At 56.8% G+C, this 24545-nt stretch carries 26 protein-coding genes and 1 riboswitch; of the genes, 13 read left to right on the top strand and 13 right to left on the bottom strand.

Annotated elements, in window-relative coordinates:
- Window positions 1-236: 236 nt before the first annotated feature.
- Complete coding sequence (locus tag ACO6VX_RS16535) at window positions 237-1154, top strand: sugar ABC transporter substrate-binding protein (protein ID WP_307378653.1); 918 nt, start codon at window positions 237-239, stop codon at window positions 1152-1154.
- A gap of 35 nt (window positions 1155-1189) precedes the next feature.
- Here the strand turns inward: ACO6VX_RS16535 and ACO6VX_RS16530 are convergent, their stop codons facing one another.
- Window positions 1190-1690, bottom strand: a complete 501-nt coding sequence (locus ACO6VX_RS16530) for a GNAT family N-acetyltransferase (protein ID WP_010253457.1) — start codon at window positions 1688-1690, stop codon at window positions 1190-1192.
- A 72-nt stretch (window positions 1691-1762) separates the two neighbouring features.
- Between ACO6VX_RS16530 and ACO6VX_RS16525 the strand changes: the two genes are divergently transcribed.
- On the top strand, window positions 1763-3595 hold the full coding sequence (locus tag ACO6VX_RS16525; RefSeq protein WP_010253459.1) for an ABC transporter ATP-binding protein: 1833 nt from the start codon (window positions 1763-1765) through the stop codon (window positions 3593-3595).
- Here the strand turns inward: ACO6VX_RS16525 and ACO6VX_RS16520 are convergent.
- A complete protein-coding gene (locus tag ACO6VX_RS16520; protein ID WP_033780931.1) occupies window positions 3592-4716 on the bottom strand; it encodes a GNAT family N-acetyltransferase in 1125 nt (374 codons plus the stop codon). The genes ACO6VX_RS16525 and ACO6VX_RS16520 overlap by 4 nt on opposite strands.
- 141 nt (window positions 4717-4857) lie before the next feature.
- On the opposite strand from ACO6VX_RS16520, the gene ACO6VX_RS16515 reads away from it, so the two are divergent.
- The 3 genes from ACO6VX_RS16515 (at window position 4858) to ACO6VX_RS16505 (ending at window position 7425) form a co-directional block, all read left to right on the top strand.
- Complete coding sequence (locus tag ACO6VX_RS16515; protein WP_422458229.1) at window positions 4858-5769, top strand: LysR family transcriptional regulator; 912 nt, start codon at window positions 4858-4860, stop codon at window positions 5767-5769.
- A 98-nt stretch (window positions 5770-5867) separates the two neighbouring features.
- The gene (locus ACO6VX_RS16510; protein ID WP_062759574.1) at window positions 5868-6809 is read left to right on the top strand and encodes a glutathione S-transferase family protein; all 942 of its coding nucleotides are present in this window, start codon (window positions 5868-5870) and stop codon (window positions 6807-6809) included.
- A gap of 10 nt (window positions 6810-6819) precedes the next feature.
- Window positions 6820-7425: an alpha/beta hydrolase gene (locus tag ACO6VX_RS16505; RefSeq protein WP_010253470.1), complete on the top strand. Its 606-nt coding sequence runs from the start codon at window positions 6820-6822 to the stop codon at window positions 7423-7425.
- Here the strand turns inward: ACO6VX_RS16505 and ACO6VX_RS16500 are convergent.
- Together ACO6VX_RS16500 and crcB are read right to left on the bottom strand one after the other, a co-directional pair.
- Window positions 7422-8237 (bottom strand): sugar phosphate isomerase/epimerase family protein, encoded by an 816-nt coding sequence (locus ACO6VX_RS16500; RefSeq protein WP_163763343.1) that lies wholly within the window; start codon window positions 8235-8237, stop codon window positions 7422-7424. The two genes, ACO6VX_RS16505 and ACO6VX_RS16500, sit on opposite strands and share 4 nt — an antisense overlap.
- Window positions 8238-8369: 132 nt before the next feature.
- Complete coding sequence (crcB, locus tag ACO6VX_RS16495; RefSeq protein ID WP_033773110.1) at window positions 8370-8747, bottom strand: fluoride efflux transporter CrcB; 378 nt, start codon at window positions 8745-8747, stop codon at window positions 8370-8372.
- 88 nt (window positions 8748-8835) lie between these two features.
- Window positions 8836-8911: riboswitch (Fluoride riboswitch) on the bottom strand.
- 117 nt (window positions 8912-9028) lie between these two features.
- Here crcB and ACO6VX_RS16490 point away from each other — a divergent pair.
- Entirely contained in the window at window positions 9029-9949 is a 921-nt protein-coding gene (locus ACO6VX_RS16490) for a nucleoside hydrolase (RefSeq protein ID WP_167433519.1), read from the top strand.
- Window positions 9950-9972: 23 nt separating this feature from the next.
- Here the strand turns inward: ACO6VX_RS16490 and ACO6VX_RS16485 are convergent, their stop codons facing one another.
- Window positions 9973-11001, bottom strand: a complete 1029-nt coding sequence (locus tag ACO6VX_RS16485) for a zinc-binding alcohol dehydrogenase family protein (protein ID WP_187507242.1) — start codon at window positions 10999-11001, stop codon at window positions 9973-9975.
- 137 nt (window positions 11002-11138) lie between these two features.
- On the opposite strand from ACO6VX_RS16485, the gene ACO6VX_RS16480 reads away from it, so the two are divergent.
- Together ACO6VX_RS16480 and ACO6VX_RS16475 are read left to right on the top strand one after the other, a co-directional pair.
- Window positions 11139-12041, top strand: coding sequence for a GntR family transcriptional regulator (locus ACO6VX_RS16480; RefSeq protein WP_010671481.1), 903 nt, complete (start codon window positions 11139-11141; stop codon window positions 12039-12041).
- A gap of 170 nt (window positions 12042-12211) precedes the next feature.
- Entirely contained in the window at window positions 12212-13564 is a 1353-nt protein-coding gene (locus tag ACO6VX_RS16475; RefSeq protein ID WP_010253488.1) for an MFS transporter, read from the top strand.
- Between the two features lie 21 nt (window positions 13565-13585).
- Here ACO6VX_RS16475 and ACO6VX_RS16470 read toward each other — a convergent pair whose 3' ends face one another.
- The gene (locus ACO6VX_RS16470; protein ID WP_031593039.1) at window positions 13586-14977 is read right to left on the bottom strand and encodes a hypothetical protein; all 1392 of its coding nucleotides are present in this window, start codon (window positions 14975-14977) and stop codon (window positions 13586-13588) included.
- Window positions 14970-15881 (bottom strand): alpha/beta fold hydrolase, encoded by a 912-nt coding sequence (locus ACO6VX_RS16465; protein WP_163763345.1) that lies wholly within the window; start codon window positions 15879-15881, stop codon window positions 14970-14972. Before ACO6VX_RS16465 ends, ACO6VX_RS16470 begins: the two co-directional genes overlap by 8 nt.
- A gap of 167 nt (window positions 15882-16048) precedes the next feature.
- Between ACO6VX_RS16465 and ACO6VX_RS16460 the strand changes: the two genes are divergently transcribed.
- On the top strand, window positions 16049-16234 hold the full coding sequence (locus ACO6VX_RS16460) for a hypothetical protein (RefSeq protein WP_422458228.1): 186 nt from the start codon (window positions 16049-16051) through the stop codon (window positions 16232-16234).
- Between the two features lie 181 nt (window positions 16235-16415).
- On the opposite strand, the gene cspE is transcribed toward ACO6VX_RS16460, so the two are convergent.
- Both cspE and ACO6VX_RS16450 read right to left on the bottom strand, forming a co-directional pair.
- On the bottom strand, window positions 16416-16628 hold the full coding sequence (gene cspE / locus ACO6VX_RS16455; RefSeq protein WP_010671477.1) for a transcription antiterminator/RNA stability regulator CspE: 213 nt from the start codon (window positions 16626-16628) through the stop codon (window positions 16416-16418).
- 623 nt (window positions 16629-17251) lie between these two features.
- Entirely contained in the window at window positions 17252-17551 is a 300-nt protein-coding gene (locus ACO6VX_RS16450; protein ID WP_422458227.1) for a DUF2798 domain-containing protein, read from the bottom strand.
- A 128-nt stretch (window positions 17552-17679) separates the two neighbouring features.
- Here ACO6VX_RS16450 and ACO6VX_RS16445 point away from each other — a divergent pair, with 128 nt between their 5' ends.
- Window positions 17680-18582 carry a LysR family transcriptional regulator gene (locus tag ACO6VX_RS16445; protein WP_022623963.1) on the top strand — a complete coding sequence of 301 codons (903 nt, stop codon included), beginning with the start codon at window positions 17680-17682 and terminating at the stop codon, window positions 18580-18582.
- Window positions 18583-18808: 226 nt separating this feature from the next.
- On the opposite strand, the gene ACO6VX_RS16440 is transcribed toward ACO6VX_RS16445, so the two are convergent.
- On the bottom strand, window positions 18809-19822 hold the full coding sequence (locus ACO6VX_RS16440; RefSeq protein WP_022623962.1) for a zinc-dependent alcohol dehydrogenase family protein: 1014 nt from the start codon (window positions 19820-19822) through the stop codon (window positions 18809-18811).
- Between the two features lie 168 nt (window positions 19823-19990).
- Between ACO6VX_RS16440 and ACO6VX_RS16435 the strand changes: the two genes are divergently transcribed.
- Complete coding sequence (locus ACO6VX_RS16435) at window positions 19991-20896, top strand: LysR family transcriptional regulator (RefSeq protein WP_122889875.1); 906 nt, start codon at window positions 19991-19993, stop codon at window positions 20894-20896.
- Window positions 20897-21210: 314 nt separating this feature from the next.
- Here the strand turns inward: ACO6VX_RS16435 and azuC are convergent, their stop codons facing one another.
- On the bottom strand, window positions 21211-21288 hold the full coding sequence (gene azuC, locus ACO6VX_RS16430; RefSeq protein WP_111534772.1) for a stress response protein AzuC: 78 nt from the start codon (window positions 21286-21288) through the stop codon (window positions 21211-21213).
- 117 nt (window positions 21289-21405) lie between these two features.
- Window positions 21406-21981: a manganese efflux pump MntP gene (gene mntP / locus ACO6VX_RS16425; protein WP_010253515.1), complete on the bottom strand. Its 576-nt coding sequence runs from the start codon at window positions 21979-21981 to the stop codon at window positions 21406-21408.
- Between the two features lie 316 nt (window positions 21982-22297).
- Between mntP and ACO6VX_RS16420 the strand changes: the two genes are divergently transcribed.
- Window positions 22298-22540, top strand: a complete 243-nt coding sequence (locus ACO6VX_RS16420; protein ID WP_010253517.1) for a DUF1158 domain-containing protein — start codon at window positions 22298-22300, stop codon at window positions 22538-22540.
- On the opposite strand, the gene ACO6VX_RS16415 is transcribed toward ACO6VX_RS16420, so the two are convergent.
- Window positions 22530-23966 carry a PLP-dependent aminotransferase family protein gene (locus tag ACO6VX_RS16415; protein ID WP_122889826.1) on the bottom strand — a complete coding sequence of 479 codons (1437 nt, stop codon included), beginning with the start codon at window positions 23964-23966 and terminating at the stop codon, window positions 22530-22532. The genes ACO6VX_RS16420 and ACO6VX_RS16415 overlap by 11 nt on opposite strands.
- 59 nt (window positions 23967-24025) lie before the next feature.
- Between ACO6VX_RS16415 and ACO6VX_RS16410 the strand changes: the two genes are divergently transcribed.
- Window positions 24026-24481, top strand: a complete 456-nt coding sequence (locus tag ACO6VX_RS16410; RefSeq protein ID WP_122889825.1) for a carboxymuconolactone decarboxylase family protein — start codon at window positions 24026-24028, stop codon at window positions 24479-24481.
- The last annotated feature ends 64 nt before the right edge of the window (window positions 24482-24545 follow it).

Here is a 24545-nt window from a genome sequence, read left to right as displayed (position 1 = left end):
ACAAAAGCGCAAAAAGCCGCGGCTGACTGCCGCAGAGTGTGCGCCACGTCGAGGATTTCATCGGCGCTGGCAGCTATGACGCGGCGATTTTACGGCAAAGTGTGGCGGCGCTAGCAAGAGTGAAAAGGGCCGGTTGTCAAACCCGGCGACTGTTCATAAGCTGCAAATGATAATCTTTGTCCATTTTTATAATAAATGAAAAATCTATTCCACTCAGTTAACCTCGGGAGTCTGCAATGAAAAAACGTGCATGGGCAATACTCTGTCTGCTCTCTCTTTCCACGTCGGCGCTGGCAGAGAAGATTGGCGTCTCAATGGCCTATTTCGACCAGAACTTTCTGACCATTATCCGCCAGTCGATCGAGAAAGAGGCTAAAGCGCATCAACTGGATGCGCAGTTCGAAGATGCACGCGGCGACGTGGGCCGTCAGACCGATCAGGTGCAGAGCTTTATCAGTTCCGGGGTGGACGCGATTATCGTCGATCCGGTCGACTCCGCCAGCACCCCTGCCCTGACCAGGCTGGCGCAGCAGGCTCACATTCCGCTGGTCTACGTTAACCGCACGCCGGGCGATAAAACCCTGCCGCCGGGCGTGGTGTTTGTCGGCTCTGACGAACGCGAATCGGGCACGTTGCAGATGGAAGCGCTGGCGAAGCAGGCGGGTTATCGTGGCAGGGTCGCCATTATCATCGGTAACCTCAGCGATGCGGGTGCGCTGCAGCGCACCAAAGATGTCGAGCAGGTGGTGGCAAAGTATCCCGACATGAAAGTGGTGCTGAAGCAGACCGCAAACTATTCGCGTAATGAGGGCATGGATTTAATGCTCAACTGGCTGTCGAACGGGGAAGAGATCGATATTGTCGCCGCCAACAACGACGAAATGGCGATTGGCGCAACCATGGCGATTGCCCAGGCGAAACCGAAGAAAACCATTCTGGTGGGCGGCATTGATGCCACGCCGGATGGCCTGAAAGCCCTGGCAAGCGGCAAACTGGCCGTCACCGTGTTCCAGGATGCCGTGGGTCAGGGCAAAAAATCGGTCGAGGTGGCGCAGCAGATGATCAAAGGGGAAAAAGTCGATTCCCACCAGTGGATCCCGTTTGAACTGGTAACGCAGCAGAACATGCAGCAATACAGCAATAAAAATCCGTAATGAAAAGCGGAGCGGCAGCGCTGCCGCTCCGGTTATCACTTCTCGTGCAGCAGTTTCGCCATCATCACCACATCGCGCAGCTGACCGTCGCGCAGGGCGGCCTGCCGCATCACCCCTTCACGCTCAAAGCCCAGCCGCTCATAGAGCCGCAGCGCCCGTTCGTTGTCGTGAAACACCTCCAGCTCCATACGCGTAATCCCCAGCCAGTTACGGGAATAGTCGAGCGCGGTGCGGATCAGGCGCTCACCGACGCCGCGACCGGCGTAATCGGGATGCACGCCCAGCCCAAAGCTGATGCAGTGGCGGGTGCGCGGCTTGTTATCCACAAACAGCGTCAGCTCACCGGCCAGCACGCCCTCGATCTCCGCGACAAAGGCGATAAACCCCTCGGCATCCATTCTGGCGATTTTTTTCTCCCAGGTGGCAACGCTGGGAAACGGCAGCTGCAGCGTCCAGGGATAGACATCGGGATGACTGTAGAGTCGCTGATAGGCGGCGGCATCCTGCGGTTCCCGTGCCCGAATAATGATTTCCATATTTTCTCCTTTTAGCCGAACGGGGTTCATGCACTAAGCTGTAGCTCTTTACCGGACGGAAAGAGTATCGCTATGTTGTATCGCCGTTTTGAGCGTTTTATCAATATTTTTCATGACGCGCCCACCGACTCGCCCCCCTCAACGGTCTGGTCGTTTTACCTCTACTATCTGCGGCAGGTCTGGCCGAGTTTCGCGGCACTGCTGGTAGTGGGACTGGCGTCAGCCCTGATTGAAGTGTCGCTGTTCAGCTATCTGAGCCGCATTATCGATATGGTCAATCACTCCACGCCCGCCACCCTGTTTCGGGATAACTGGCCGATACTGCTGTGGATGGGGGCGGTGGCGCTGATTCTGCGGCCGATTTTTATCGCCCTGCACGACATGCTGGTACATCAAAGCATCAGCCCGAGCATGACCAGCATGATCCGCTGGCAGAATCACAACTACGTGCTGCGCCAGAGCCTCAATTTCTTCCAGAACGATTTCGCGGGTCGCATCGCCCAGCGCATTATGCTGACCGGCAGTTCACTGCGCGATTCCGCGGTGCAGCTGGTGGATGCCATCTGGCACGTGCTGATCTACGCGGTGACTTCACTGGTGCTGTTTGCCGGTGCCGACTGGCGGCTGATGATCCCGCTGATTCTGTGGATGGTGGCCTACAGCGCCTCCCTGCGTTTCTTTGTGCCGCGCGTTAAAGCGCGTTCGGTGGTCTCCTCAGAGTCGCGATCTAAGCTGATGGGCACCATTGTCGATGGTTATACCAACATCGCCACCATCAAGCTGTTCGCCCACAGCGATCTGGAAAGGCAGTATGCGCGTGAGGCGATTCAGGAGCAGACCGAAAAAACCCAGAACGCCGGCCGCATGGTCACCAGCATGGATCTGACCCTGTCGGCGCTGAACGGCCTGCTGATTGTCTCGACCTCCGGGCTGGCGCTGTGGTTATGGAGCCAGTCGCTGATTAGCGTCGGGGCGATTGCGCTGGCGACCGGTCTGGTCATCCGCCTGGTGAATATGTCCGGCTGGATCATGTGGGTGGTCAATGGCATTTTCGAAAATATTGGTACGGTACAGGATGGCCTGAAAACCATCGCGCAGCCGCTGAGCGTGCAGGATGCGCCGCAGGCGAAGCAGCTTAAGGTGACGCGCGGCAACATCCGTTTTGAGGATGTGCGCTTCGATTATGGCGGTGGCCGTCAGGTGATTAACGGTTTTAACCTCGACATCAAACCTGGCGAGAAGATTGGGCTGATTGGTCCCTCGGGTGCCGGTAAATCGACGCTGGTGAACCTGCTGCTGCGCCTCTATGACCTGAACGCGGGGCGGATTGTGATCGACGATCAGGATATCGCCGCCGTGACGCAGGAGAGCCTGCGCAGCCAGATTGGTATGATTACGCAGGACACCTCGCTGCTGCACCGCTCAATCCGTGAAAACCTGCTTTATGGTCGTCCCGACGCCAGCGAAGAGGAGCTGCAGCTTGCGATTCACCGCGCCCGCGCCGATGAGTTTATCCCGCTGCTCTCCGACTCACTGGGCCGCACCGGGCTGGACGCGCACGTGGGCGAGCGCGGCGTGAAACTGTCGGGCGGTCAGCGTCAGCGTGTGGCGATAGCCCGCGTGCTGCTGAAGGATGCGCCGGTTCTGATCATGGATGAGGCCACCTCGGCGCTCGACTCTGAGGTGGAAGCGGCGATTCAGGAGAGCCTGGAGTCACTGATGCAGGGCAAAACCGTTATCGCCATCGCGCACCGCCTGTCGACCATCGCGAAGATGGATCGGCTGGTGGTGCTGGATAAAGGCGGCATTGCCGAGATGGGCAGCCATCACGAGCTGCTGGCGCAAAACGGTCTCTATGCCCGGCTGTGGCAGCATCAGACCGGCGGTTTTGTCGGCATCGATTAATCGCCGCGTCGATAGGGTAAGGCGTCGCGGGCTTCTTCCGCCCAGCCGCGCACGCCTTCCCGCTCCTGCACCAGAAAATCTGCCACGGCATCGCGCAGGCCGGGATGCAGCAGATAGTGCCAGGAGTGGGTAATCTGCGGCTCAAAGCCGCGCACCAGCTTGTGCTCGCCCTGTGCGCCGGCATCAAACCGCGTCAGCCCCTCATCAAGGGCCAAATCCATTCCCTGATAGAAACAGGTTTCGAAGTGCAGCCGGTCAAACTCCGCCAGACAGCCCCAGTAGCGGCCATAGAGCGCGTTGCTGTCCCGCAGATAAAACGCCATCGCGGCCGGTTGCTGCTGTAAACGGGCGATCACCACCACAATATTCTGCGGCATGCGTTCCGCCAGCAGGCTGAAGAAGTCACGCGTCAGATAGGGACGCTGACCGCGCACCGCATAGGTGTTGGCGTAACAGGTGTAGACAAAATCCCACTGATCTTCGCGCAGCTGGTAGCCCAGGTAGCGGTCAAACTCAAAGCCGCTCTGCATCACCTGCTCACGCTCTTTACGCAGTTGTTTGCGCTTGCGCGACATCAGCGAATCCAGGAAATCCTGAAAATCGCGGTAGCCACGGTTATGCCAGTGATACTGACAACCGAGCCGGGAGAGCCAGTCGGGCTGATCGGCCAGCAGCTGGTTAGCCTGCGCATCGGTAAAGTTGATATGTGCCCCGCTTAAGCCCTGCTGTAACAGGCTCTCAGGCAGGGCCGACAGCAGTTGCGCTGCGGCAGCGGTTTCGCCCAGCAGGCGCGCACCGCTGACCGGGCTGAAGGGGATCGCGCCCAGCCATTTCGGGTAGTAGCGGATCCCGGCGCGCTGGCTGGCATCCGCCCAGGCGTGATCAAAGACGTACTCGCCCTGTGAATGGCGTTTGCGGTAGCCTGGCAGCGCGGCGCGGGTCACCCCCTCCTCCCGCCACAGCAGATGATCGGGCTGCCAGCCCGCCTCTGACCGCACGCTGCCGCTCTGTTCTAACGTGAGCAGAAAGGCGTGGCGCAAAAAGGGCTGGTCATCAGGCAACAGCGCATCCCACTCGGCGGCCGGGATCTCCGCCAGTGACGTCAGGTGAATCAGCGACATGAATTACTCCAGAGAACGTCGGGCAGAGAGTCAGTCAAGCAGGTTTTCCGCGTCAGCGAAAGGGTTAAGGCACGCAAAGTGAAGGCTGCATCAGCGGAGCACAGCTTCTATACTGCGACTTTATCTCCACAGGACACCGCCATGGATCGACTCAATTGTGACCGGATGTTTGTCACGGTGCTGGAAACCGGCAGCTTTTCTGCGGCGGCGTTACGTCTCGGCACCAGCAGCAGTCAGGCTTCCAAGCTGGTTTCAAAGCTGGAGCAGCGGCTCGGCGTCCAGCTGTTTAAGCGCAGCACGCGCGCCCTGTCACCCACCGATGTCGGGCGCAGCTATTATGAGCGGGTCAAAAACCTGCTCGATGCGTTTGAGACGCTGGATGCCAGCGTGCGTGAAAGCGCTACGACGCCTACCGGCAGGCTGAAAATCAGCGCCCCCGGCTCCTTTGGTACTGTGGTGTTGTCTGAGGTGCTGGTGGCGTTTGCCCGGCGCTATCCGCTGATTGAACTGGATGTCAGCTTTTCAGACCGGTCCGTCAACATCGTCGATGAAGGCTTTGATATGGCGATCCGTATCGGCACCCTCAGCGACAGCAGCCTGGTCGCGCGCAAGCTGGGTGAGGTGCATGTGCGCATCGCCGCCTCGCCGGTCTATCTTGAGCAGTTTGGCACGCCGCAGCACTGGCGCGAGATGCCCAAGCATCAGTGCATCATCGACACCAATTTTCGCGATCCCTGGCACTGGCCGTTTGCCGGCGGCGACGGCGACGGCAGCAGCGAGATTGTCACCGTACCGGTCCGCGGGCGTCTGCGCTTCGCCAACACCGAAGCCTGCCTGCAGGCCGCGATGGCCGGACTGGGCATTGCGCGGCTGCCCGGTTTTATCGCGGCTCCCGCGCTGCAACGCGGTGAGATTGTCCGGCTGCTGGAGAATTTTGACACGCCACCGCTTGGCCTGTTTGCGGTTTATCCGCCCGCCCGTCATCTGGCACACCGGGCGCGCCTGCTTATCGACTTCCTGGTGAGCCACTTTACCCGTTTTCCGCCCGCGTAATTTCTTCCAGAATGGAAGAAATTATTGTCTTTATGACCGGATTATCAGCCGTTTAGTCATCAGTTAAGCTGCTTCTCACATTACAGAGGAGTCGCGCGATGTTAGTAGAAGGCAAATGGAGTAGTGACTGGCACCCGGTGCAGTCGACCGATAAACAGGGCGGATTTGTCCGTCAGACGTCCGGTTTCCGGGATTTTATCAGCAGCGATGGCTCCACTGAATTTGCGGCAGAAGCGGATCGCTACCACCTCTATGTGGCGCTGATCTGTCCGTGGGCGTCGCGCGCGTTAATTGCCCGCAAGCTCAAAGGGCTGGAGTCGCTGATTAGCGTGACGGTGGTTGAACCGCAGCTCGGTGCCCAGGGCTGGCGCTTTGGCAATTTTCCCGGCGCACAGCAGGACCCGCTGAATCACGCGCAGTACCTGCATGAAATCTATACCCGCGTCGCGCCCGATTACACGGGCCGGGCCACCGTGCCGGTCTTGTGGGACAAGAAAACCGGCACCATCGTCAGCAACGAGTCCGCTGACATTGTGCGTATGTTCAACAGCGGCTTTGGCGATCTGGCCGATAACCGCATCGACCTCTATCCCGCCGCGCTGCGCCCTGAGATTGATGCGCTGAATGAGAGTCTCTATCCGCGTCTGAATAATGGTGTCTATCGCGCCGGGTTCGCGACGACATCAATCAGCTATCAGCAGGCCTTTAACGACGTCTTCAGCCAGCTCGACGAACTGGAAGCCCTGCTCAGCGATGGTCGCACCTTCCTGCTGGGTGAACGGCTGACTGAAACCGATATTCGCCTGTTCGTCACCCTGATTCGCTTTGACGTCGCCTATCATGGCCTGTTCAAATGCAACCTGCGCCGGATACGCGACTATACGCTGCTGAATCGCTATCTTAAGAGCATGCTGTCAGTCTCCGGCGTGCGAGAGACGGTCAGCATCGATCATATCAAACAGGGTTACTACTCAATCAAGGCACTGAACCCGAACGGGATCGTTCCGGCAGGCCCGGATCTGAGCGAGTACGGCCTATAAAGGAGCAATAATGGCAAAAGCACTGGTAATTTTTCTGCATGGCGTAGGCAGTAACGGCGACGATCTGGCACCGATTGGCCGTCACTGGGCGACGCTGTTGCCGGATGTGATTTTTGCCTCACCCAATGCGCCCGAACGTTTTGCCGCCGGTTTTGGCTGGCAGTGGTTCAGCCTGGAGGAGGTGACGCCAGAGAACCGGCCAGGTCGGGTACGGGCCGCGCGGGCGGCGTTTGACGCGACCCTCAGCGACGTTATCGCACAGCACGGCTTCGCCGACCGCTGGCAGGATGTGGTGCTGGTCGGCTTTTCACAGGGGTCGATCATGGCGCTGGATGCGCTGGCATCTGGCCGTTATCCGCTGGCGGGCGTGGTCGCCTTTTCGGGTCGTCTGGCGGTTGACGGTGAGCTGACGCCACAGCCTCATCTGCCCGCGCTGCTGATCCACGGCCAGGCCGATGAGGTGATTCCGTGGCAGGAGAGCGAATCTGCCGCAGCACGACTCAGGGCCGCATTGGTGCCGGTAGAAGCGCGATTTGAACCCGCCACCGGCCACACCATCTCCGCTCAGGGTGCCATGCACGCCGCCGCGTTTATCGGGCAGTGCTTACAGGATTAACCCCAGCAGCGCTTTAATGCCTGCCAGGCATGACGGGCAGCAACCTCAGGCGGCAGGCGTTTCAGCGCATCATTAAAGACTTCAATGCCCACCGGCCCCTGATAGCCCGCGCTTTTGAGCTTATCGACAAAGCGTTCAATGTCGATAATGCCATCGCCGGGCAGCAGACGCTGGTGCTTCGCCATCGCCATCAGGCTCTGCTTATCCTGCGCGGGAACGGCGGCCATGTCACACAGCTGCACTTCATAGATGCGATCGGCCGGAATGCCGTCCAGCTGCGAGGCATCGCCGCCCAGCGCGCAGATATGAAACAGATCGACCACCAGCCCGATATTGGGCTGATCGAGCCGCTGCAATCGCTGCCACGCCAGCGGCAGGGTGTTATCCACGCTGCACCAGGCCATCGGCTCATACATAATGCGCATGTTGTAGCGCGCAGCTTCAGAGGCCATCCAGCGCAGGTCATCATCAATCTGGTCGGCGCAGCAATCCTCACGGGTACTGGCCGGCGCCTGAATAGTGTCGCAGCCCAGCACCTGGGCAATCTGAATAAACTGGCGCAGCTCTTCGCGCTTCTGTCCGCGCAACGCGCTGGGTGCCCCGGTGAAATCGCGCAGCACCTGGAGATTGGTAAAGCCAGGTCCCTGCCGGGCAGCGATCTCAGCCAGTGCCGCCGCGCCGCCCTCGCACGCCTCGACATCCTCGCGCCAGATCTCCACCTGATCGAAACCGGCGTCATGCGCCGCCTGGAGCTTCTGGCCGGGTTCACCGTTTAACAGCACCAGGTTAAGGAATGTGGGGTTAGTTCGCATTGCTCGGCTCCTTAATCGTCCGGAATAATCGGTGACGTTCAGCTTCTGCGCCCGTTCATGCGGGATGGTCGGGCGTAAAACCTGAAACAGTATCTACCTCTTAAGGAGTATGACAAGCGCCGCTTAGCCAGATCAGCCCAGCATCGTGACCAGTGCGAAACCGGCAAACGCCATCAGCAGCGAACCGATCACATGCACCAGCGCGCTGGTCATCGCCCAGAAATAGTTCCCTGATTGTAGCAACCCCATTAATTCCGCCGTAAAAGAGGAGAAGGTGGTCAGCCCGCCGCACAGTCCGGTGACGATCAGCAGTTTCCAGAATGGGTCGAGGTCGGGATGGCGAACAAACCAGGCCATCGCGCCGCCGATCACCAGACCGCCGATCAGATTCACCAGCAGCGTGCCCGGTGGCAGATTGGGAAAGAGCGCATTAAAGCGCATCGCAAAGAGCCAGCGCAGTACACAGCCGGCAGAGCCGCCGATCATCACAGCCAATAACGGTTTCAACATGTCTTGCTCCTGATTGCAGATTGACGCCGGGCTGAGGGGGAAAGGCAGAGATAAACTGCGCCTGACACCTCAGCTCCCGCGAAAGGATTGAGTGTCAGGCGTCATCAGCCGGTGTAAAGCCCACCGGCGGTTGGGAAAGGTGGCACGCCATCACCTTGAGCCGGTGATAATACGACGCCCGTTTCAGGCTGGCAACAGTGAGGTCATGGCGGCTGAAAACCTTGACGCGCACGCCACAGACGGAGTAATGCTGATGGTTTACAGCCTGTTGCGGAGACCCTATGCGTACCCTGATTTTTGATACCGATATCGGCGTGGATGACGCCTTTGCGCTGGCCTATGCGGCGCGGACGCAGCATCTGCTGGGGATTACCACGGTCTTCGGCAACGTGGCAGTGGGTCAGGCGGTGAAAAACGCCCGACTGTTTTGCGGGAAAATGGCGATTAACGCGGAGGTCTATCGCGGCTGTTCGCGACCGCTGGCGCTGCCACCCTCTGCGCCTGCCAGACTGCACGGTGAAGATGGGCTGGGCGATGCGTTTGATAATACCTGCAGCGATCAGGCGCCGGGCGCGGTGCAGTTTATTATCGACAGCGTGCGGGCGCAGCCGCATCAGATCACCCTGGTGGCGATTGGTCCGCTGACCAATATCGCCACGGCCATTAATCAGGCGCCGGATATTATTCCGCTGGTGAAAGAGCTGGTGATCATGGGCGGCGCATTTGGCACCGACGGGCACAGTGGCAACGTGACGCCCTTCAGCGAATTTAATATCTGGAAAGATCCGCATGCTGCCGATCAGGTGCTCGCCTCGGCGCTGAACGTGGTGGTGATCCCGCTGGATGTCACGCACAAGGTGCTGATCAGCGGCGATGAGGTTCAGCGTCTGAATCAGCCGGTGCTGAGTGCGATCTGTCGCCCTTACCTGGCTTACAGCCTGCAGAAAGAGGGGTTCGAGGGTATGGCGCTGCACGACACCCTGGCGGTGGCGTGGCTCACTCTGCCACAGGCGTTTACCCTGACCGAAAGCCCGCTTCGGGTAATCACGGAGGGCATCGCCTGCGGTCAGACGGTGCGTAAGCTGAGCGCGCTGGCATCCCGCCAGGATCCCTTTAACGGCCTGCCCGCCCAGCGTATCGCACTTGGCGTGGATGCTGACGCGGTGCGGGCGCACTTCTTTCAGACTCTCACCGCGCCCTGAACCACGCGAACCGACTGGCCGCGTTACCGGTCGAAATGAATCACGCCTTTGATCAGCTCGCGGTTGTTGATGATTTGCGCCTCGAAGGTTTCATCCAGCGTGGAGAAGGCCAGATGGTGATTCAGCATCATTTCGGCGCGCAGCTGGCCGCTGGCCATCAGCGCACGCACCCGATCGAAATCTTCACGGGTGGCGTTGCGGCTGCCCATCAGGGTGGTCTCTTTTTTATGGAATTCACTGTCCGGGATCACCAGATCGCCTTTGTGCAGGCCGACATAAACGATCGTGCCGCCGTGTCGCATCAGGTTGACCGCATTGTTCATCGCCGCCGGGCTGCCGGTGGCGTCGATCACCTTCAGCGCCAGACGGCCACCAAACTCCTCGCGCAGCGCGCTGTAAAACGCTTCATCAGCCGGATTCAGTGTCGCCAGGCCGAGCTGGTCAGCAACATGCTGGCGACGAAATTCGCTGGTATCCGCCACCACCACCTGCGCGCCGCTGGCGGCGGCGATAGCGGCAACACCCAGCCCAATCGGTCCGGCTCCCACCACCAGCACCTGCTCATCCGCCACAATTGCGGCACGACGCACTGCATGGGCGCTGATGGCAAACGGCTCAATCAGCGCAGCCGCTTCCGGCGCGACATCATCCACCACCAGCAGCGTGCTGACTGGCACGCTTAAGTAGTCGCAGAACCCGCCATCCTGATGCACACCAATCACTGAAATCTGCTCACAGCAGTTGGTCTTGCCGCTCTGGCAGGCGTCACAGCGCAGGCAGGAGATGTAGGGCATTAACGCCACCCGCTGGCCCGGCTGAAAGCTCTCCGCACCACTTCCCGGCGCCACGACTTCGGCACAGATTTCATGGCCCAGCACCCGTGGATAGCTGAAGAATGGCTGATTACCGGACCAGGCGTGGATGTCGGTGCCGCAGATTCCCGCGGTAAGGATTTTAATCACTACCTCGCCAGCGGCGGGCGTGGGGATATCGCGGGTGGCCCATACCATCTTACGTGGTTCAGCGATGACCAGTGCTTTCATTGTTGTCATGGTGATTCTCCGGTTGTCCTGCAGGCAGTTATGGCGAATCCTGCACGCGCTGCGGTGTTCGTTTGCGGGAAGTGTGAAGCACCGCGATTTTTTTGGGCTTTGAATGGTTTTTAATGCATAAAAAACCGGAGAGTGAGATGAGCCGCAGCCAGAATTTGCGCCAGAACGTCATCAACCAGATGCTGGAAAGCATCGCTCAGCACCACATTCGTTCACCGCTGCCGCCCCAGGCGGCACTGGCGGAAATGTTCAATATCAGCCGGACTACGGTGCGCCACACCCTGCACTATCTGCATCAGTGCGGCGTGCTGGATAAGGTGGATCAAACCTGGGTTATCGTGCGCGATCCGCGCGAAGATGACGGTTTTAGCGCGTTAACGCCGCCGATTGAGCAGCAGGCCAGTCACTTTGAGCAGATGTTTTTTAATATGATTAATCAGCGGCAGCTGGTGCCCGGCGATACCTTCAGCGAGCTGCAACTGGCGCAGCAGGTGAAAGTCAGTCCGGTGGTGGTGCGCGAATTCCTGCTGCGCTTTATGCGCTATGACCTGCTGGAGCCGGTCAGACGTGGCCAGTGGCGGATGAAAAAATTCACCCAGGATTACGCCGAGAAGCTGTTTGAACTGCGCGAGATGCTGGAAACCCACGCCCTGAGCCGCTTCCTGAATCTGCCCGCAGGCGACGAGCGCTGGGTTCAGGCGCGGGATCTGCTGGATCGTCACCGATCGATGCGCGACACCATCGCCAGCAACTATCGCCACTTTGCCGCGCTGGATCGTCAGATGCATTCGCTGATTTTATCCGCCGCCAACAACCCATTTTTCAATCAGTCGCTGGAGATTATCTCGGTGATCTTTCACTCGCATTATCAGTGGGACGAGAGCGACCTCAAGCAGCGAAATATTGTGGCGCTGGAGGAGCATATGGCGATTCTGACCGCGCTGATTGGCCGTCAGGATGTCGATGCCCTCTGTGCATTACATAATCATCTGGCGACCGCTAAAACCTCGATGGTGCGCTCAATCGGTCAGTACAATTAAAAACCGATTAAAAACCACAAAGCATTAGCTCCCGCACGATTCAGAAACATCTTTGCAACATCCTTAACCCTTTGCTCTTAGTCTCGACTGCAACGTCACGGCGGCCTTTTGCCGCTGCGCGCAGACCCCTTCTCACCATAACGATAAGTACCCAGTTTCGGGAGAGTGCAATGGAAAAGACTTCAGTAACCGGCCGCGACAGCGCAGCTGGTGACACGCCACCAGACCAGGATTTCGTGCCGATGCGTAGCGACGTGGTGCGTTCACCGCGTATCCGCAAGATTCAGATCACGGCGATGCTGCTGTTGCTGTTCGCCGCCATCATCAACTATCTGGATCGCAGCTCGCTGTCGGTCGCGAATATGACCATCCGCGAGGAGATGGGGCTGAGCGCCACCGAAATCGGCTTCCTGCTCTCCGCCTTTTCGCTGGCTTACGGCCTGGCGCAACTGCCGTGCGGCGCGCTGCTGGATCGTAAAGGGCCGCGCATTATGCTCGGCATTGGCATGTTTATCTGGTCGCTGTTCCAGGCCGCCTCTGGCCTGGTGCATAACTTTACCCAGTTCATCCTGGTGCGCATCGGCCTCGGCATTGGCGAAGCGCCGATGAACCCGTGCGGCGTGAAGGTAATCAACGACTGGTTCAACATTAAAGATCGCGGCATGCCGATGGGGATGTTCAATGCGGCTTCGATGATTGGACTGTCGGTGGCTCCGCCGATTCTGGCGGCGATGATGCTGGTGATGGGCTGGCGTGGCATGTTTGTCACGATCGGTATCCTCGGCATGTTCCTCGCTATCGGCTGGTATATGATCTACCGCGACCGCGACAACAACACCCTGAGCGCTGAAGAGATCCACTATCTGCAGGCGGGCAGCGTCGCCTCGCGTAAAGAGCCGATCAGCTTCAAAGAGTGGCGCGGCCTGTTTAAGCAGCGCACCATGTGGGGAATGATGATTGGCTTCAGCGGCATCAACTACACCGCCTGGCTCTATATCGCCTGGCTGCCGGGCTACCTGCAGTCGACCTATCATCTCGATCTTAAAAGTACCGGCCTGCTGGCGGCGATTCCGTTCCTGTTCGGTGCGGCGGGCATGCTGCTGAATGGCTATGTGGTCGACTCGCTGGTACGTCGCGGCTTTAACGCGGTGAAAACCCGCAAAGTCTGCATCGTCAGCGGGATGCTGCTGTCCGCCGGCTTTACCGCCGTGGTGACCCGCGCGACCGACACCACCAGCGCGGTAACGCTGATTGGGATGGCGCTGTTCTGTATCCACTTCGCCGGAACGTCGTGCTGGGGATTGATCCACGCCAACGTCACCGCCCGTATGACAGCGTCTGTCGGCAGCATCCAGAACTTCGCCAGCTTTATCTTCGCCTCGTTCGCGCCGGTCATCACCGGCTGGGTGCTCGACACCACCAAATCGTTCAGCATGGCGCTGATGATTTGTGCCTGCGTGACGCTGGTTGGCGCACTCGCCTACCTGCTGCTGGTGCGCCAGCCGATCACCGACGGCGAATAATCACGACTGACGGCGCGACTGCTACGTCAGCGCCGTCAGGGTGACCCCATGTTTTGCACCATAACGCTGAATACCCGTCATCACCTTCTCCGCGCTCAGCGCGGGTGGTGGTGGCAACAGCGGTGCCCGTTCACGCAGCGCCGAGTCGAAGCGGGCAAACGTCGCGAAATCACGCGGGAAACGTTCCTCATCCACGCCAATCAATACGCCTTCATCACGTGCATGGGAGAGCAGCGCCCGCCAGCGGTCAATCTCCGCCAGCCCGATGCTGTCGGTGCCGTGAGAAAAGAGCATCATGTCGATGTTGCGGAACGGCGGCTGTTTTTCCAGGAAGCGTTGCAGGGCCGCGGCCGAAGGCTCGGTGCAAAAGACCAGCCAGAACGGGATGGCGTGCTGATGCATGCTGCACCACGGGTCCATCAGCAGGAAGCTGTCCACCGTCAGCCGGGTCGGTAAAATTCCCGCCGCCAGATACCAGTCGCGGTAGATCTCTGCCACCACATAGCTCATCGCCTCTGGATCTTCATAACGAATCTCCATCAGCTTCCAGTTCTGAGCTTCCGCCAGTTTTTTCAGCGGCGAAATCAGATAACCATCCAGTCCCCACTCCGCTTCCGGCACGTGGTCAGTAATGGCCGGCGGCGTCCAGCGCTCGCGATCGATGCCATAGCGTGCCAGATATTCCGCCACCCGCGGGCCGCCCTGTAAGTACTCTTTTTCGGTTGCGCCGCCGAGCGCACCAAACTGGAAAAACGAGCGATCGCTGGTGCGGGTTACCGGCCACTGTCGGGTACAATGATTGATAAACAGCGTTGATCCGGCGGGCAGACTTCCCATCAGGAATTCGTTGAAGGCCAGCGGCAGCTCGCGCAGTTTTAGCCGGAAGTAGCGCATCTGATCGAGCATCAGCCGATCCTGATTCGGGTCCTGCATATGGTGCACCGCCAGCCGTGGCCAGGCAGCCAGCAGCGCGGCAGCAATCTCTTTGCCCTGCTCAAAGCTGGTCTGTGCGTCATCGGGATCGTTATTTGCGGCCCGCACCGGGCACAGAAAAGTCTGGGGCAACCAGGGCACACCCATCGCCGCCGCCAGATGCACCAGTGCACCGTTCGATGAACCGATAAAGGCCGCCGGATAATCCTGTTGCGGGTATTCACTCACCATCCATTCGGCGATCCCTTCCACATCCAGTTCACCCGCCTGACGCAGGCTGATGCCTTCTGCCATGCCGCCCAGCGCATAGCCCCACTCACGCAGCCCGGTCGGCAGCCGGTTAAGCGACGGCAACAGGCGATCCAGCGTCGGTGACTGGCTGGGGCTGGCAAAGGGGCGGTCGTGCAGCGCATTGGCCAGCGCAAGCAGCATGGCGGCAGCAGAGTCAAAGCGGGCAATCCCTCTTGGTGGTTTACTCATGTTGATCCTCCTGCTGAATACGTGCCAGGAACGGGCGGATGGCGTGACAGAAACTCCACGGGTAGACGTAGTGCAAAGTGTGCGTCCCGTCGCGTAATGTCAGTCTTTCGCTGCGCGGCATCAGGGCGGCGAGTTCATCCAGCCAGCGGGCCGGACAGACGGGATCGCGCGAGCCCCGCAGCAGCAACGTGGGTGCGTTAATGTAAGTAAGGCGATGCTCAATGCGGTCGCGCATCATGGCGCGCAGGGTACCGAAGGCGCGCCGCAGGCCCGCTTTGGCGTAATCGATTCGGGCCAGTGGCCCCGGTGGACGACGGGATTCCAGCCGGCCATTACGCCAGTCGCGCCAGAGCTGACGCGGCAGACTGCGGGCATGACGATCGACCGTCGGCCCCTGCAGCACCAGTCCCGCCACAGCCTGTGGATGTTTCACCGCCAGCGCGGCCAGAATCTGGCAGCCAAACGAATTGCCGACCCAGATAGCGCGCTGGAAACCGTTATGCTGTAACCACAGCCACAGCGCATCCGCCAGCTGATCCACCGACATGATCGGCGCAGAAGGGGGCAGTGTGCTGGCGCCAAAACCGGGCAGATCCGGCACCAGCACGTGATAGTCGCGCCCCAGCGCCAGCGCCAGTGACTCCATCGCCCGGCCCGACATCACCAGACCGTGGATTAACACGACCGGCAGTCCCTGAGCCTCATTGGGGGTAACGCGGGTAAACATGCGCCAGTCACCAATCTGCTGATAATAACCGGCCAGACCGGCGTGATGACTGTTCGGCGACACCGGCGGCGTCTCCTTAAGCTGCCGCCAGCGTTTCATGCCCCATAACGTGGCCGCCACACCCAATCCAACACCTGCCACAATCGCTGCCTGTTTTCGTCGATGCTTCTGGATCATCCGCTGCTCCTGTTTTGGGGAGAATAATTCAGTGTAGGTCGGGATCAGGCAGCAGGCGGGTTATCCGCGCGATGGTGTGAAAAAGTATGGGGTTTCGCATAAGAAGACGCTGGCATTGCGGGTGATGAACTCTGGCGGGAGATCTGTCTGGTGTAAGCGGGAAGGCAATGACTGAAACACCCGAGGAGTATCGCTTTACATTCAATGCCCGATATCCAGCGTTAGCAAAAGAAATGGATTACTTGCTGGTAATCAGTAATACGCCTCAGGGGAGCATCGCTGATTTCAAAAAGCGCGTTATGGCTTTTGCCCGATGGCTTAACGTCACATTTCATCACGAGCAGGGTTTATGAAGAGAGGATTAACATCGGGGTAGCCTGATAAACGCGGAGCAGGTCAACGGACCAGAGATGATGCGAATTTCAGGCAATAAAAAACCCGCACTGGGCGGGTTTCTTTTATTATCAGCAGATCTTATCTGCTCAGACTTATGTCTTCATCGCTATTGTAAGCGTCGCTGATAATGAGCGCGGCTTACTGCGCTGTGACGTTGCCAGCTGCAGGGCCTTTGGCGCCATTTTCAATGGTGAAGGAGACTTTCTGACCTTCATCAAGCGTTTTGTAGTTATCACCCTGGATAGCAGAGAAATGTACGAATACATCTTTGCTGCCATCATCGGGAGTGATAAAGCCAAAACCTTTATCTGAATTAAACCATTTTACTAAACCAGTCATTTTGTTAGACATAGATATTTCCTTAATCGATTAGCCACTAAGAGCGGCGAAGATGGCCTGTAGTTAGAGATTTACTTATTGGGCACTTAGGAGGAGGCTCTCGAAGAAGGATATCTGTGGATAACACTTGAACTGAGGACTACTTTACTAAAACTGCTTTCATAAGGTCTGTGTTCCAAACCGATGACGCATTAAGACATAGCGATAATAATTTAGCAATGTATATGTTTATTTATTTTAACCATTTAAACGCTCAGATGGCTGAATGGCTGTTTTATTTTGACTGCTCAGGAAGTGCTTCAGGCTCCGCTGTGTGCGAAGAGGAGCAGGCTAATCCTGTCATAATGACGGTGCCGATTTAACGTTGATGCTTAACAATAAACAGAGCCTGTAATGTCACATCGCCTAAAAATTTCCGCACGGCCAGCGAAGCGCTGTCACCGCCCTCTTCATCTGTGAGCTTTACCTGCTGCATATCGTACGCCCGGCTCTTCGGTATCTTTCATCCTGATACCGGTCAGTATCCGGACGACCTGCCCGCCCTCACCCTGCATCTGAAATGCTGGAGGTTTGCCACCCGCCTCCATTCTGGTGCAGAAGCAGCCTGCCGCGATGAGCGAGAAGCGGGCTAAACCCTACCTGTCCGCCCATTTTGGGCATGCTGACTGTCTCAGTGACCCGTGAACGGTCAATCCTACGAGCCGGATAACAACAGGACGGACAACCAGTATGCAAAAGAAAGCCGCTGGCATGGCGACCCGGTAAGCATTCATCACATTTGTCATGTAATGAGGCCCCATTCCGAATTCGGCTAACGTGATGACCAGACTCATCAGGAACGCCATGATGATCGCCATATAAAGCGCAAATATGTAAGGTGTCGTGCGCACCGGCAAGCGGGTTCGTAAGGTTTTTTTTGTTGCAGCATCAGTCATCTGAATATCCTGTTTAACAAAAGTAGATAAGACTGCGGCTAACTTAACAAGCTTATGCGGGGGGTTGTAGAGCGGTTATGCTTTAATCATTATTAAGTAAAAGTGACGAATTAACGGTTGAGGATACGATGGACATTTTAGGGCTGATTAGCACTTTTATCCGCGTGGTGGAAAACGGCAGTATTGCAGCGGCGGCACGCGCTAAAGGTATGAGTCCGGCAGCAGTCAGCCAGAGTCTTTCCCGTCTTGAAGCGCATCTGGGCGTGCGACTGCTATCGCGCACCACCCGCAGCATGACCTTAACGGAAAACGGTAAACGCTATTTCGAGAAAGTCCGTCACATCCCACATGATATCGAACTCGCCTCGCAGGCTGCTGCGAATGAAACCAAACCGCAGGGCCCACTTTGTATCGCTACAACAGCCGCGTTTGGTCGGTACGTTCTGGCTCCCCTTATGCCCGCTTTCAAAGCGTCTTTCCCCGATATAGATATTGAACTGATCAGTACCGATCGCAACGTCGATCATCGCCTGGAAGGCGTCGATGTCAGTATCCGCATCGAAGCACAGCTGAATGATCAACTAATCGCCAGAAAAATTGCATCGTTACCCTTTATATTCTGTGCGGCTCCCGCTTACCTTGATCGCGCTGGTACGCCTCAGACGCCTGGAGAACTTAGCCAGCACGCCTGCCTGGTTTTCCGCTATCCCACCGACAGACGGTTTCTGCCATGGACGTTTATGGTCAACGGACAGCCTGTTAATGCAAAACTCAACCCCAGTTTTATCAGCGATGATATTGATATCATCGCCAGAATAGCCGTAAACGGCGGCGGCATTGCCCGTCTGGCAAGCTTTGTAGCTCAGCCACTGATAGACAGCGGTCTGCTAAGGCCTTTGTCCTGGTCAGGTCACAGTGGCGAGAGCACCATTGAGTCCCTGCCGATGAATATCTATGCCTGTGTCACCGAACGTTCGGCACTCAATTCGAAAGTACGGACATTTATTGAATTTGTGGCCGATGCGATTTAAGACAGGAGCGTTTTTGCCGGGCGAAAATTGATGCATTTTCTGCTTATCCACCCGCAAAAGTAACTCACCGCTGCCGGTCGTGGTGATACAGAAAGCGGCCCTTTTGACGATGTGCAGAAAGGAATATAAGCACGCTTTGAGAAGGGGTTTAACGCGGTGAGATTGGGATCCAAAAGTATCTGGCAGTCAGTAAAAACTGCCAGAATTGAGGAATGAAAAGTCGTTATCAGTCGCTAATTCTGATGACGATTTTGCCAAATGCACCACGGGAGAGATGCCGGAAGGCTTCAACCGCCTCATTAAAGCTGTAAACCTGTTCAATGACGGGTTTAATATTATGTTTATTGAGGAACGGATTCATCCGATCAAACGAGGAGCGTGGTGCAACCGCAATGCCCCGGATTTTTGTCTGACGGAAAATTAACGGCATCAAATCAAGTTGTGCTGTCTGGCCGGTAAGAAATCCTACCTGAGCAATCGTACCGGCAACTTTTGTCGCAGCAATTGACTGATTGATGCCATTGCCCCCGGCGACATCTATCGTTACGTCAGCGCCTTTACCATCAGTCATTTCAAGCACTTTTCTTTCCCACTCAGGGTATTTTTTATAGTTAATCCCTTCATCTGCTCCCAGTGATTTAATGCGCTCAAGGTTTGCATCGTTACTGGAGGTGGCAATGACACGTGCACCATAGGCATGCGCTATCTGAGCAGCGAAGACCGATACGCCACCGGTTCCCTGTACGAGCACGGTCTGACCGGGCTGCAGATTGCCGATATCCATTAGCGAGTACCATGCCGTAAGTGCAGCGATGGGAAGTGTAGAGGCTTCTTCATCGGTCATGCTGTCAGGCGCTTTAACTGCGCTGTCCTCATGAATAATCATGTACTCAGCCAGCCCGCCGGGTAACGGCATTCCAATACACCATGCTGGCTCATCGGCCGCAGGTTCACCCTCTAACCAGCGTGAATAGAGATGCGAGTTAACGCGATCACCCGTGCTAAAACGGGACACACCCTGCCCCGTGGCAACAACGGTACCCGTGGCATCAGAGACAGGAATCAGTGGCTTTGGAACCAGATGAGGCTCATAGAAGCCCTCTACTATCGCCTTATCCCTGAAGTTCAGAGACACCGCGCCAACTTTAACCAGAAGTTCACCCGGACCGGGTACAGGCGTTTCCACCTCTTCAAGCTTTAAGTTTTCAAGGCCAAAATCTTTCAGTAACCATGCTTTCATTTTGTCATTTCCCATGTGTATGCATCGAATAGGGTGATGATAAAAAAAGCAGGCGGGCGTAAAAAGCCACGTAAAAGGACTTCAGTGTTACTGCAGGAGAAACAATCGGAATGAGATATAATCCGCAATACACTATTTCGGCAGGAATATTTTTTGCGGAGTTAAATGATGCGCTCGAACATGCTGGAATTGATGGATATTTTTGTTCACGTCGTTGAATTCCGTAGTTTCACCCGGGCCGCTGACGCCTTGCAGCTGCATCGCCCTGCGGTCAGTAAGTCCGTACAACAACTGGAAGACAAGCTTGGCGTTAAGCTATTGCACCGCACAACGCGCAGTCTGAGTGTGACCGTTGAAGGGGAGGAAATTTATCAGCGGGCTAAAACGCTGCTGAGTGATGCCAGCGATATAATGGCTTCTTACTCTTCAAATCAGCGACCTCGTGGCCAGCTGCGCATTGATGTTCCACTGGCGCTGGCACACAGTATCCTGATCCCACAATTAAGCGAGTTTCAGGCTTTATATCCTGAAATTGAAATAGTCTTAACCGCTTCAGATCGCCTGACCCATTTAATTACAGAAGGTGTGGACTGTGTTATTCGTCTCGGTGAGCTTGCTGATTCGAATTTTATTTCGCGCAGAATGGGCAGCCTGCAGATGGTCACCTGTGCAGCCCCCTCTTATCTGGATAAATATGGCACTCCTTTAACGCCTGATGACCTTAAAGATCACAGAGCCATTTATTTTTTTAATGAACACAGTCGGGACATCCAGGAATGGAAATTTGTCATGAATGGCGAAATTGTTTCACGGCATCCGGGAAGCAGCATACGAGTTAACAATTCTGACGTCCTTCTTTCCTGTGGCGTGGCGGGCCTCGGCATGCTTCACGCATTATATACGGCATTAAAGCCCTGCCTCGAAACAGGCCAGCTGAAGGAAGTATTATCGGGTTATGCGACTGTGACGAAACCGGTTTCTATACTCTACCCTGACCGACGCTATCTTCCGCCTAAGGTCCGGGTCTTTATCGAATGGTTTACTGAAATATTCAGGAAGAATCATCAGGGTTAACCGTGAATCTTTGTTTCGGCACAGGCAATCCCGTGACCCATTAAAAGTGCTTGTTTCCTGTTTAAGGTATGCCGCCATTTTGTCTGGCATCCGGAAATCTCCCGGGCAGATTAGATCACTGCAGCAACGTCTTTTCTGGCTCAAAGTGACGCATAACGGGAAAATCAGAAGGAGAGGAGTAGCAACAAACAGGATGCACCCGAAGTGCAAAAACGCGGGTTTAAATCAGCAGAAGCAAAGGCAGAAAAAGCAGAAAAGGTGATAATCACAGGTCGATCCCTGACCGCGATTATCGAGGGTTTCTTGCGGGGTGCTTAGTACATGGCACCCGGCGGTACGTGTTTGAACGTCTCAACGTAAGCGCGGAACACGTGTTTAAAAATACGTTTCATGGAACACCTGATTCAAATTTAGTTGAACATATACCGAAAAAGTATAGCTCCTGTGCGTTTTAACAGCAAATAAATTTGAACCAGATCACAAAAATGACGGTTTTATGTGCAAAAGCCCTACGCGGTATAGCCGAGATGCTGCAACAGAATGGTGGAGCCGACGGCAATCAGCACTACTCCACCCAGCACTTCCGCCCATTTTCCCAGGATCGGACCAATAAAGCGCCCGACTAATACGCCAGTCGTCGCCATCACCGTAGTGGCTGCACCAATGGTCAGCGCGGTAGTAATGATGTTCACCTGCAGGAAAGCCAGACCCACACCGACAGCCAGCGCATCCAGGCTGGTCGCTACCGCGGTGGTCGCCAGTACCATAAAGCCATGGCTTTGCGGGGCTTCACAGGGTTCTGCAACAGCAGTCTGACGGAAGCCTTCCATCATCATACGGCCACCCAGAAACGCCAGCAGGATGAAGGCAACCCAGTGATCCCACGCCATGATGTAACGGCTGGCGGCCAGGCCAAGCGCCCAGCCAATCAGCGGCGTCAGCGCTTCAATTGAGCCGAAAATCAGACCGGTACGCAGCGCTTCTTTAAAACCGGGACGATGCAATGTGGCACCTTTGCCCAGAGCAGCAGCAAACGCGTCCATCGACATGCCCAGCGCAAGAATTAAAGTGGCAATAAAGGTCATGATTTATTCACCTGGGGCGAAAAAGCGGCAATTCACGCTGAATTCACCACACAAAGTGTTCAGTTATGAAAAAGTGGGCGCAGTCTACCATGCAAACCCAAAGATAAAAAGACAGTAAAATCAGGGATTTAAGTATAGCAAAGGCTATAACTCTTATCATCCGCTATGAATCGCGCTAAGTCGATGGTAGCAAAGCGTTTTCTGACCATTTCTCTGGCCATGTAGCATGCCGGATGCGCACGAAGCAGCGCGCCACCATTGAACCGTGTCGCCGTTTACCGGAAAATGCCGGGCTGATAAATATGGGATACCGGTTATGAATAACCCTTTTGAAACGTTGATCGTGCCTGGTGGCATTTTACTGCTGGGCTTTCTCTCGGCGCTGCTGCTGCCCGCGCCCGCCTTTAGCGTGACGGTAGCGCAGCATCTGTTGCAGATGTTCCATTTGCAGGACCTGAATCAGCTCTATACGGTGGTGTTTTGCGTCTGGTTTTTGCTGCTGGGCGCACTGGAGTTTTTTGTTATCCGTTTTGTCTGGCGTCGCTGGTTCAGAGGCTGACAGCCTGCGCATCGACCAGCGCTTTTAGCCGTTCGGCACTGCGCGCATAACCTTCACGTGGCAGATGGGCCGCCCCCAGTAACAGGCCCGCACCGCGCTGATCCGCCTGCTGATACCAGATCGACAGCGGCGACGGTGCCATGCCCCACTCCACCGCATGCTGCGCAATCACCTGATCCGGTGAACCGGCGGGTAAACGGAGAATCACCGCCAGCCCGGCGCGTTGCAGGTCAGGAAAGTGAGGATGCAGCGCCGCGATCATCTGCTCCAGCCGCTCATGATAGACGCGCTTCATGCGCCGCAGATGCCGCATAAAGTGGCCATCCCGCAGAAATTCCGCCACCGCGTTGTGCAGCAATCCGGAGGAGGCAGGCGAAAGCAACGCGCAGACCTCACCGAATCGGGCCGTCAGCGCGGGTGGCACCACCATAAAACCGAGACGCAGTTGCGGCGTCAGCGTCTTGCTGAACGTGCCGATGTGCAACACCCGCCCCTGGCTGTCGAGCGCGGCCAGTGCCGGCGCGGCGCGATTGCCGGGCTGAAGCTCGCCGAGATAGTCATCTTCGATAATCCAGCGCTGCGCGCGGCTGGCCCAGTTAAGCAGGGCATGCCGGCGTGCCAGGCTCATCGTCATGCCAAGCGGCGCCTGCTGTCCCGGTGTGACCAGCGCAAAAGCGGCATCCGGCGCGCGGGCAATCCCGGCCTCAACCTGCAACCCTTCGGCATCAACCGGCACGGCAACCGGCGTGACGCGCAGCGCTTCAACCGCGCGACGCGCCACCCAGAATCCGGGATCTTCCAGCCATGCTGTTTTACCCTGAAAATTCATCGCCAGCCCAATCAGTCCCATTGCGCCAGCATAGCCGCTGGTAATAATAATCTGGTCCGCCTGACAGCGCAGGCCGCGTGCCACCGCCAGGTAGGCCACCAGCGCCTGCCGCAACGCTAAGCTGCCGCGGGGATCGGGATAGCTGGCCGGTCTGCTGACCTGCATGCGCGTCTGACGCTGCAGAATGCGCAGCCAGACTTTGGCCGGGAATGCATCGCTGGCAGGAATGCCCATCTGGAAGGTCAGCGGTGGCGCTTCATACTCCTCTGCACCCTCCAGCAGCTGGCGTTCAGCCTCGGCATTGACCGGTTTTAACGGCGGTAATGGGCTGACGAAGGTACCCGCTGCGCCTCTGGCCTGCAGAAACTGACCATCAACCAGCATGTCATAACTGGCGCGAACGGTGCCACGCGCCACGCCGAGCTGAGCGGCCAGATCGCGGCAGGAAGGCAGACGTGCGCCAGGTTGTAAACGTCCTTCACCAATCGCCTGTTCGATCAGCTGGCGCAGTTGTTCACTGAGGCCACGTGACGCGCCGCGCTGCAGTGTCAGCGTGGAAAGCGGCGATGGACCAGTCAGACTCTCATTTTTTGGCACTTTATCTGCTCCATTGAAAGGCTGAAAATCGCCTTATCAACCCTGAATGAGGCAATAAGATGAGCGAACGTATCGATTTTCACAGTGCAGCACCGGCGGGGATGAAAGCGCTGGGCGGCGTATACAGTTATCTGGCACAAACCGATCTGCCGCTCACTTTACTGGAACTGCTGTTCCTGCGCATATCGCAGATTAATGGCTGTGCCTACTGCATTGATTTACATACCAAAGCACTGAATAAAGCGGGCATGGGCTGGGATAAGATCGTGCTGACCTCGGTCTGGCAGGAATCCGGTACGCTGTTCAGTGATAAAGAGAAGGATGCCCTGCACTGGGCTGAATGCCTGACCCTGATTGCTCAGCAGGGTGCGCCAGACGACCGCTATACCGCACTGAAAGCGCACTTCAGTGAAAAAGAGATTGTCGATCTGAACATCGCGATTGGTCTGATGAACACCTACAACCGCATGGCGATAAGTCTGAAAAAGTTGCCCGCCAGCGCCAGTCTGTCATAAGTGAATCCGATGCGTGCGCCGGTGTGCACGCATTTTCAGACTCACAAAAATGTAACATTATTTT

Source organism: Pantoea sp. BJFS-204, from assembly GCF_049310725.1.
Taxonomy (GTDB): domain Bacteria; phylum Pseudomonadota; class Gammaproteobacteria; order Enterobacterales; family Enterobacteriaceae; genus Pantoea; species Pantoea agglomerans.
The sequence above is the reverse complement of the archived record's forward strand: the minus strand, read 5'-3'. Positions and strand labels throughout refer to the sequence as shown.

What these genes read in the sequence shown, in the direction of transcription:
- ACO6VX_RS16530 (WP_010253457.1), bottom strand. Translation starts at nt 1,690, where the DNA reads ATGGAAATCATTATTCGGGCACGGGAACCGCAGGATGCCGCCGCCTAT.
- ACO6VX_RS16510 (WP_062759574.1), top strand. Translation starts at nt 5,868, where the DNA reads ATGTTAGTAGAAGGCAAATGGAGTAGTGACTGGCACCCGGTGCAGTCG.
- ACO6VX_RS16490 (WP_167433519.1), top strand. Translation starts at nt 9,029, where the DNA reads ATGCGTACCCTGATTTTTGATACCGATATCGGCGTGGATGACGCCTTT.
- mntP (WP_010253515.1), bottom strand. Translation starts at nt 21,981, where the DNA reads ATGACCTTTATTGCCACTTTAATTCTTGCGCTGGGCATGTCGATGGAC.
- ACO6VX_RS16525 (WP_010253459.1), top strand. Translation starts at nt 1,763, where the DNA reads ATGTTGTATCGCCGTTTTGAGCGTTTTATCAATATTTTTCATGACGCG.
- ACO6VX_RS16485 (WP_187507242.1), bottom strand. Translation starts at nt 11,001, where the DNA reads ATGACAACAATGAAAGCACTGGTCATCGCTGAACCACGTAAGATGGTA.
- ACO6VX_RS16435 (WP_122889875.1), top strand. Translation starts at nt 19,991, where the DNA reads ATGCGCTCGAACATGCTGGAATTGATGGATATTTTTGTTCACGTCGTT.
- ACO6VX_RS16535 (WP_307378653.1), top strand. Translation starts at nt 237, where the DNA reads ATGAAAAAACGTGCATGGGCAATACTCTGTCTGCTCTCTCTTTCCACG.
- ACO6VX_RS16440 (WP_022623962.1), bottom strand. Translation starts at nt 19,822, where the DNA reads ATGAAAGCATGGTTACTGAAAGATTTTGGCCTTGAAAACTTAAAGCTT.
- ACO6VX_RS16460 (WP_422458228.1), top strand. Translation starts at nt 16,049, where the DNA reads ATGACTGAAACACCCGAGGAGTATCGCTTTACATTCAATGCCCGATAT.
- ACO6VX_RS16465 (WP_163763345.1), bottom strand. Translation starts at nt 15,881, where the DNA reads ATGATCCAGAAGCATCGACGAAAACAGGCAGCGATTGTGGCAGGTGTT.
- ACO6VX_RS16520 (WP_033780931.1), bottom strand. Translation starts at nt 4,716, where the DNA reads ATGTCGCTGATTCACCTGACGTCACTGGCGGAGATCCCGGCCGCCGAG.
- azuC (WP_111534772.1), bottom strand. Translation starts at nt 21,288, where the DNA reads ATGAAACGTATTTTTAAACACGTGTTCCGCGCTTACGTTGAGACGTTC.
- cspE (WP_010671477.1), bottom strand. Translation starts at nt 16,628, where the DNA reads ATGTCTAACAAAATGACTGGTTTAGTAAAATGGTTTAATTCAGATAAA.
- ACO6VX_RS16445 (WP_022623963.1), top strand. Translation starts at nt 17,680, where the DNA reads ATGGACATTTTAGGGCTGATTAGCACTTTTATCCGCGTGGTGGAAAAC.
- ACO6VX_RS16420 (WP_010253517.1), top strand. Translation starts at nt 22,298, where the DNA reads ATGAATAACCCTTTTGAAACGTTGATCGTGCCTGGTGGCATTTTACTG.
- ACO6VX_RS16515 (WP_422458229.1), top strand. Translation starts at nt 4,858, where the DNA reads ATGGATCGACTCAATTGTGACCGGATGTTTGTCACGGTGCTGGAAACC.
- ACO6VX_RS16470 (WP_031593039.1), bottom strand. Translation starts at nt 14,977, where the DNA reads ATGAGTAAACCACCAAGAGGGATTGCCCGCTTTGACTCTGCTGCCGCC.
- ACO6VX_RS16410 (WP_122889825.1), top strand. Translation starts at nt 24,026, where the DNA reads ATGAGCGAACGTATCGATTTTCACAGTGCAGCACCGGCGGGGATGAAA.
- ACO6VX_RS16505 (WP_010253470.1), top strand. Translation starts at nt 6,820, where the DNA reads ATGGCAAAAGCACTGGTAATTTTTCTGCATGGCGTAGGCAGTAACGGC.
- ACO6VX_RS16500 (WP_163763343.1), bottom strand. Translation starts at nt 8,237, where the DNA reads ATGCGAACTAACCCCACATTCCTTAACCTGGTGCTGTTAAACGGTGAA.
- ACO6VX_RS16480 (WP_010671481.1), top strand. Translation starts at nt 11,139, where the DNA reads ATGAGCCGCAGCCAGAATTTGCGCCAGAACGTCATCAACCAGATGCTG.
- ACO6VX_RS16475 (WP_010253488.1), top strand. Translation starts at nt 12,212, where the DNA reads ATGGAAAAGACTTCAGTAACCGGCCGCGACAGCGCAGCTGGTGACACG.
- crcB (WP_033773110.1), bottom strand. Translation starts at nt 8,747, where the DNA reads ATGTTGAAACCGTTATTGGCTGTGATGATCGGCGGCTCTGCCGGCTGT.
- ACO6VX_RS16450 (WP_422458227.1), bottom strand. Translation starts at nt 17,551, where the DNA reads ATGACTGATGCTGCAACAAAAAAAACCTTACGAACCCGCTTGCCGGTG.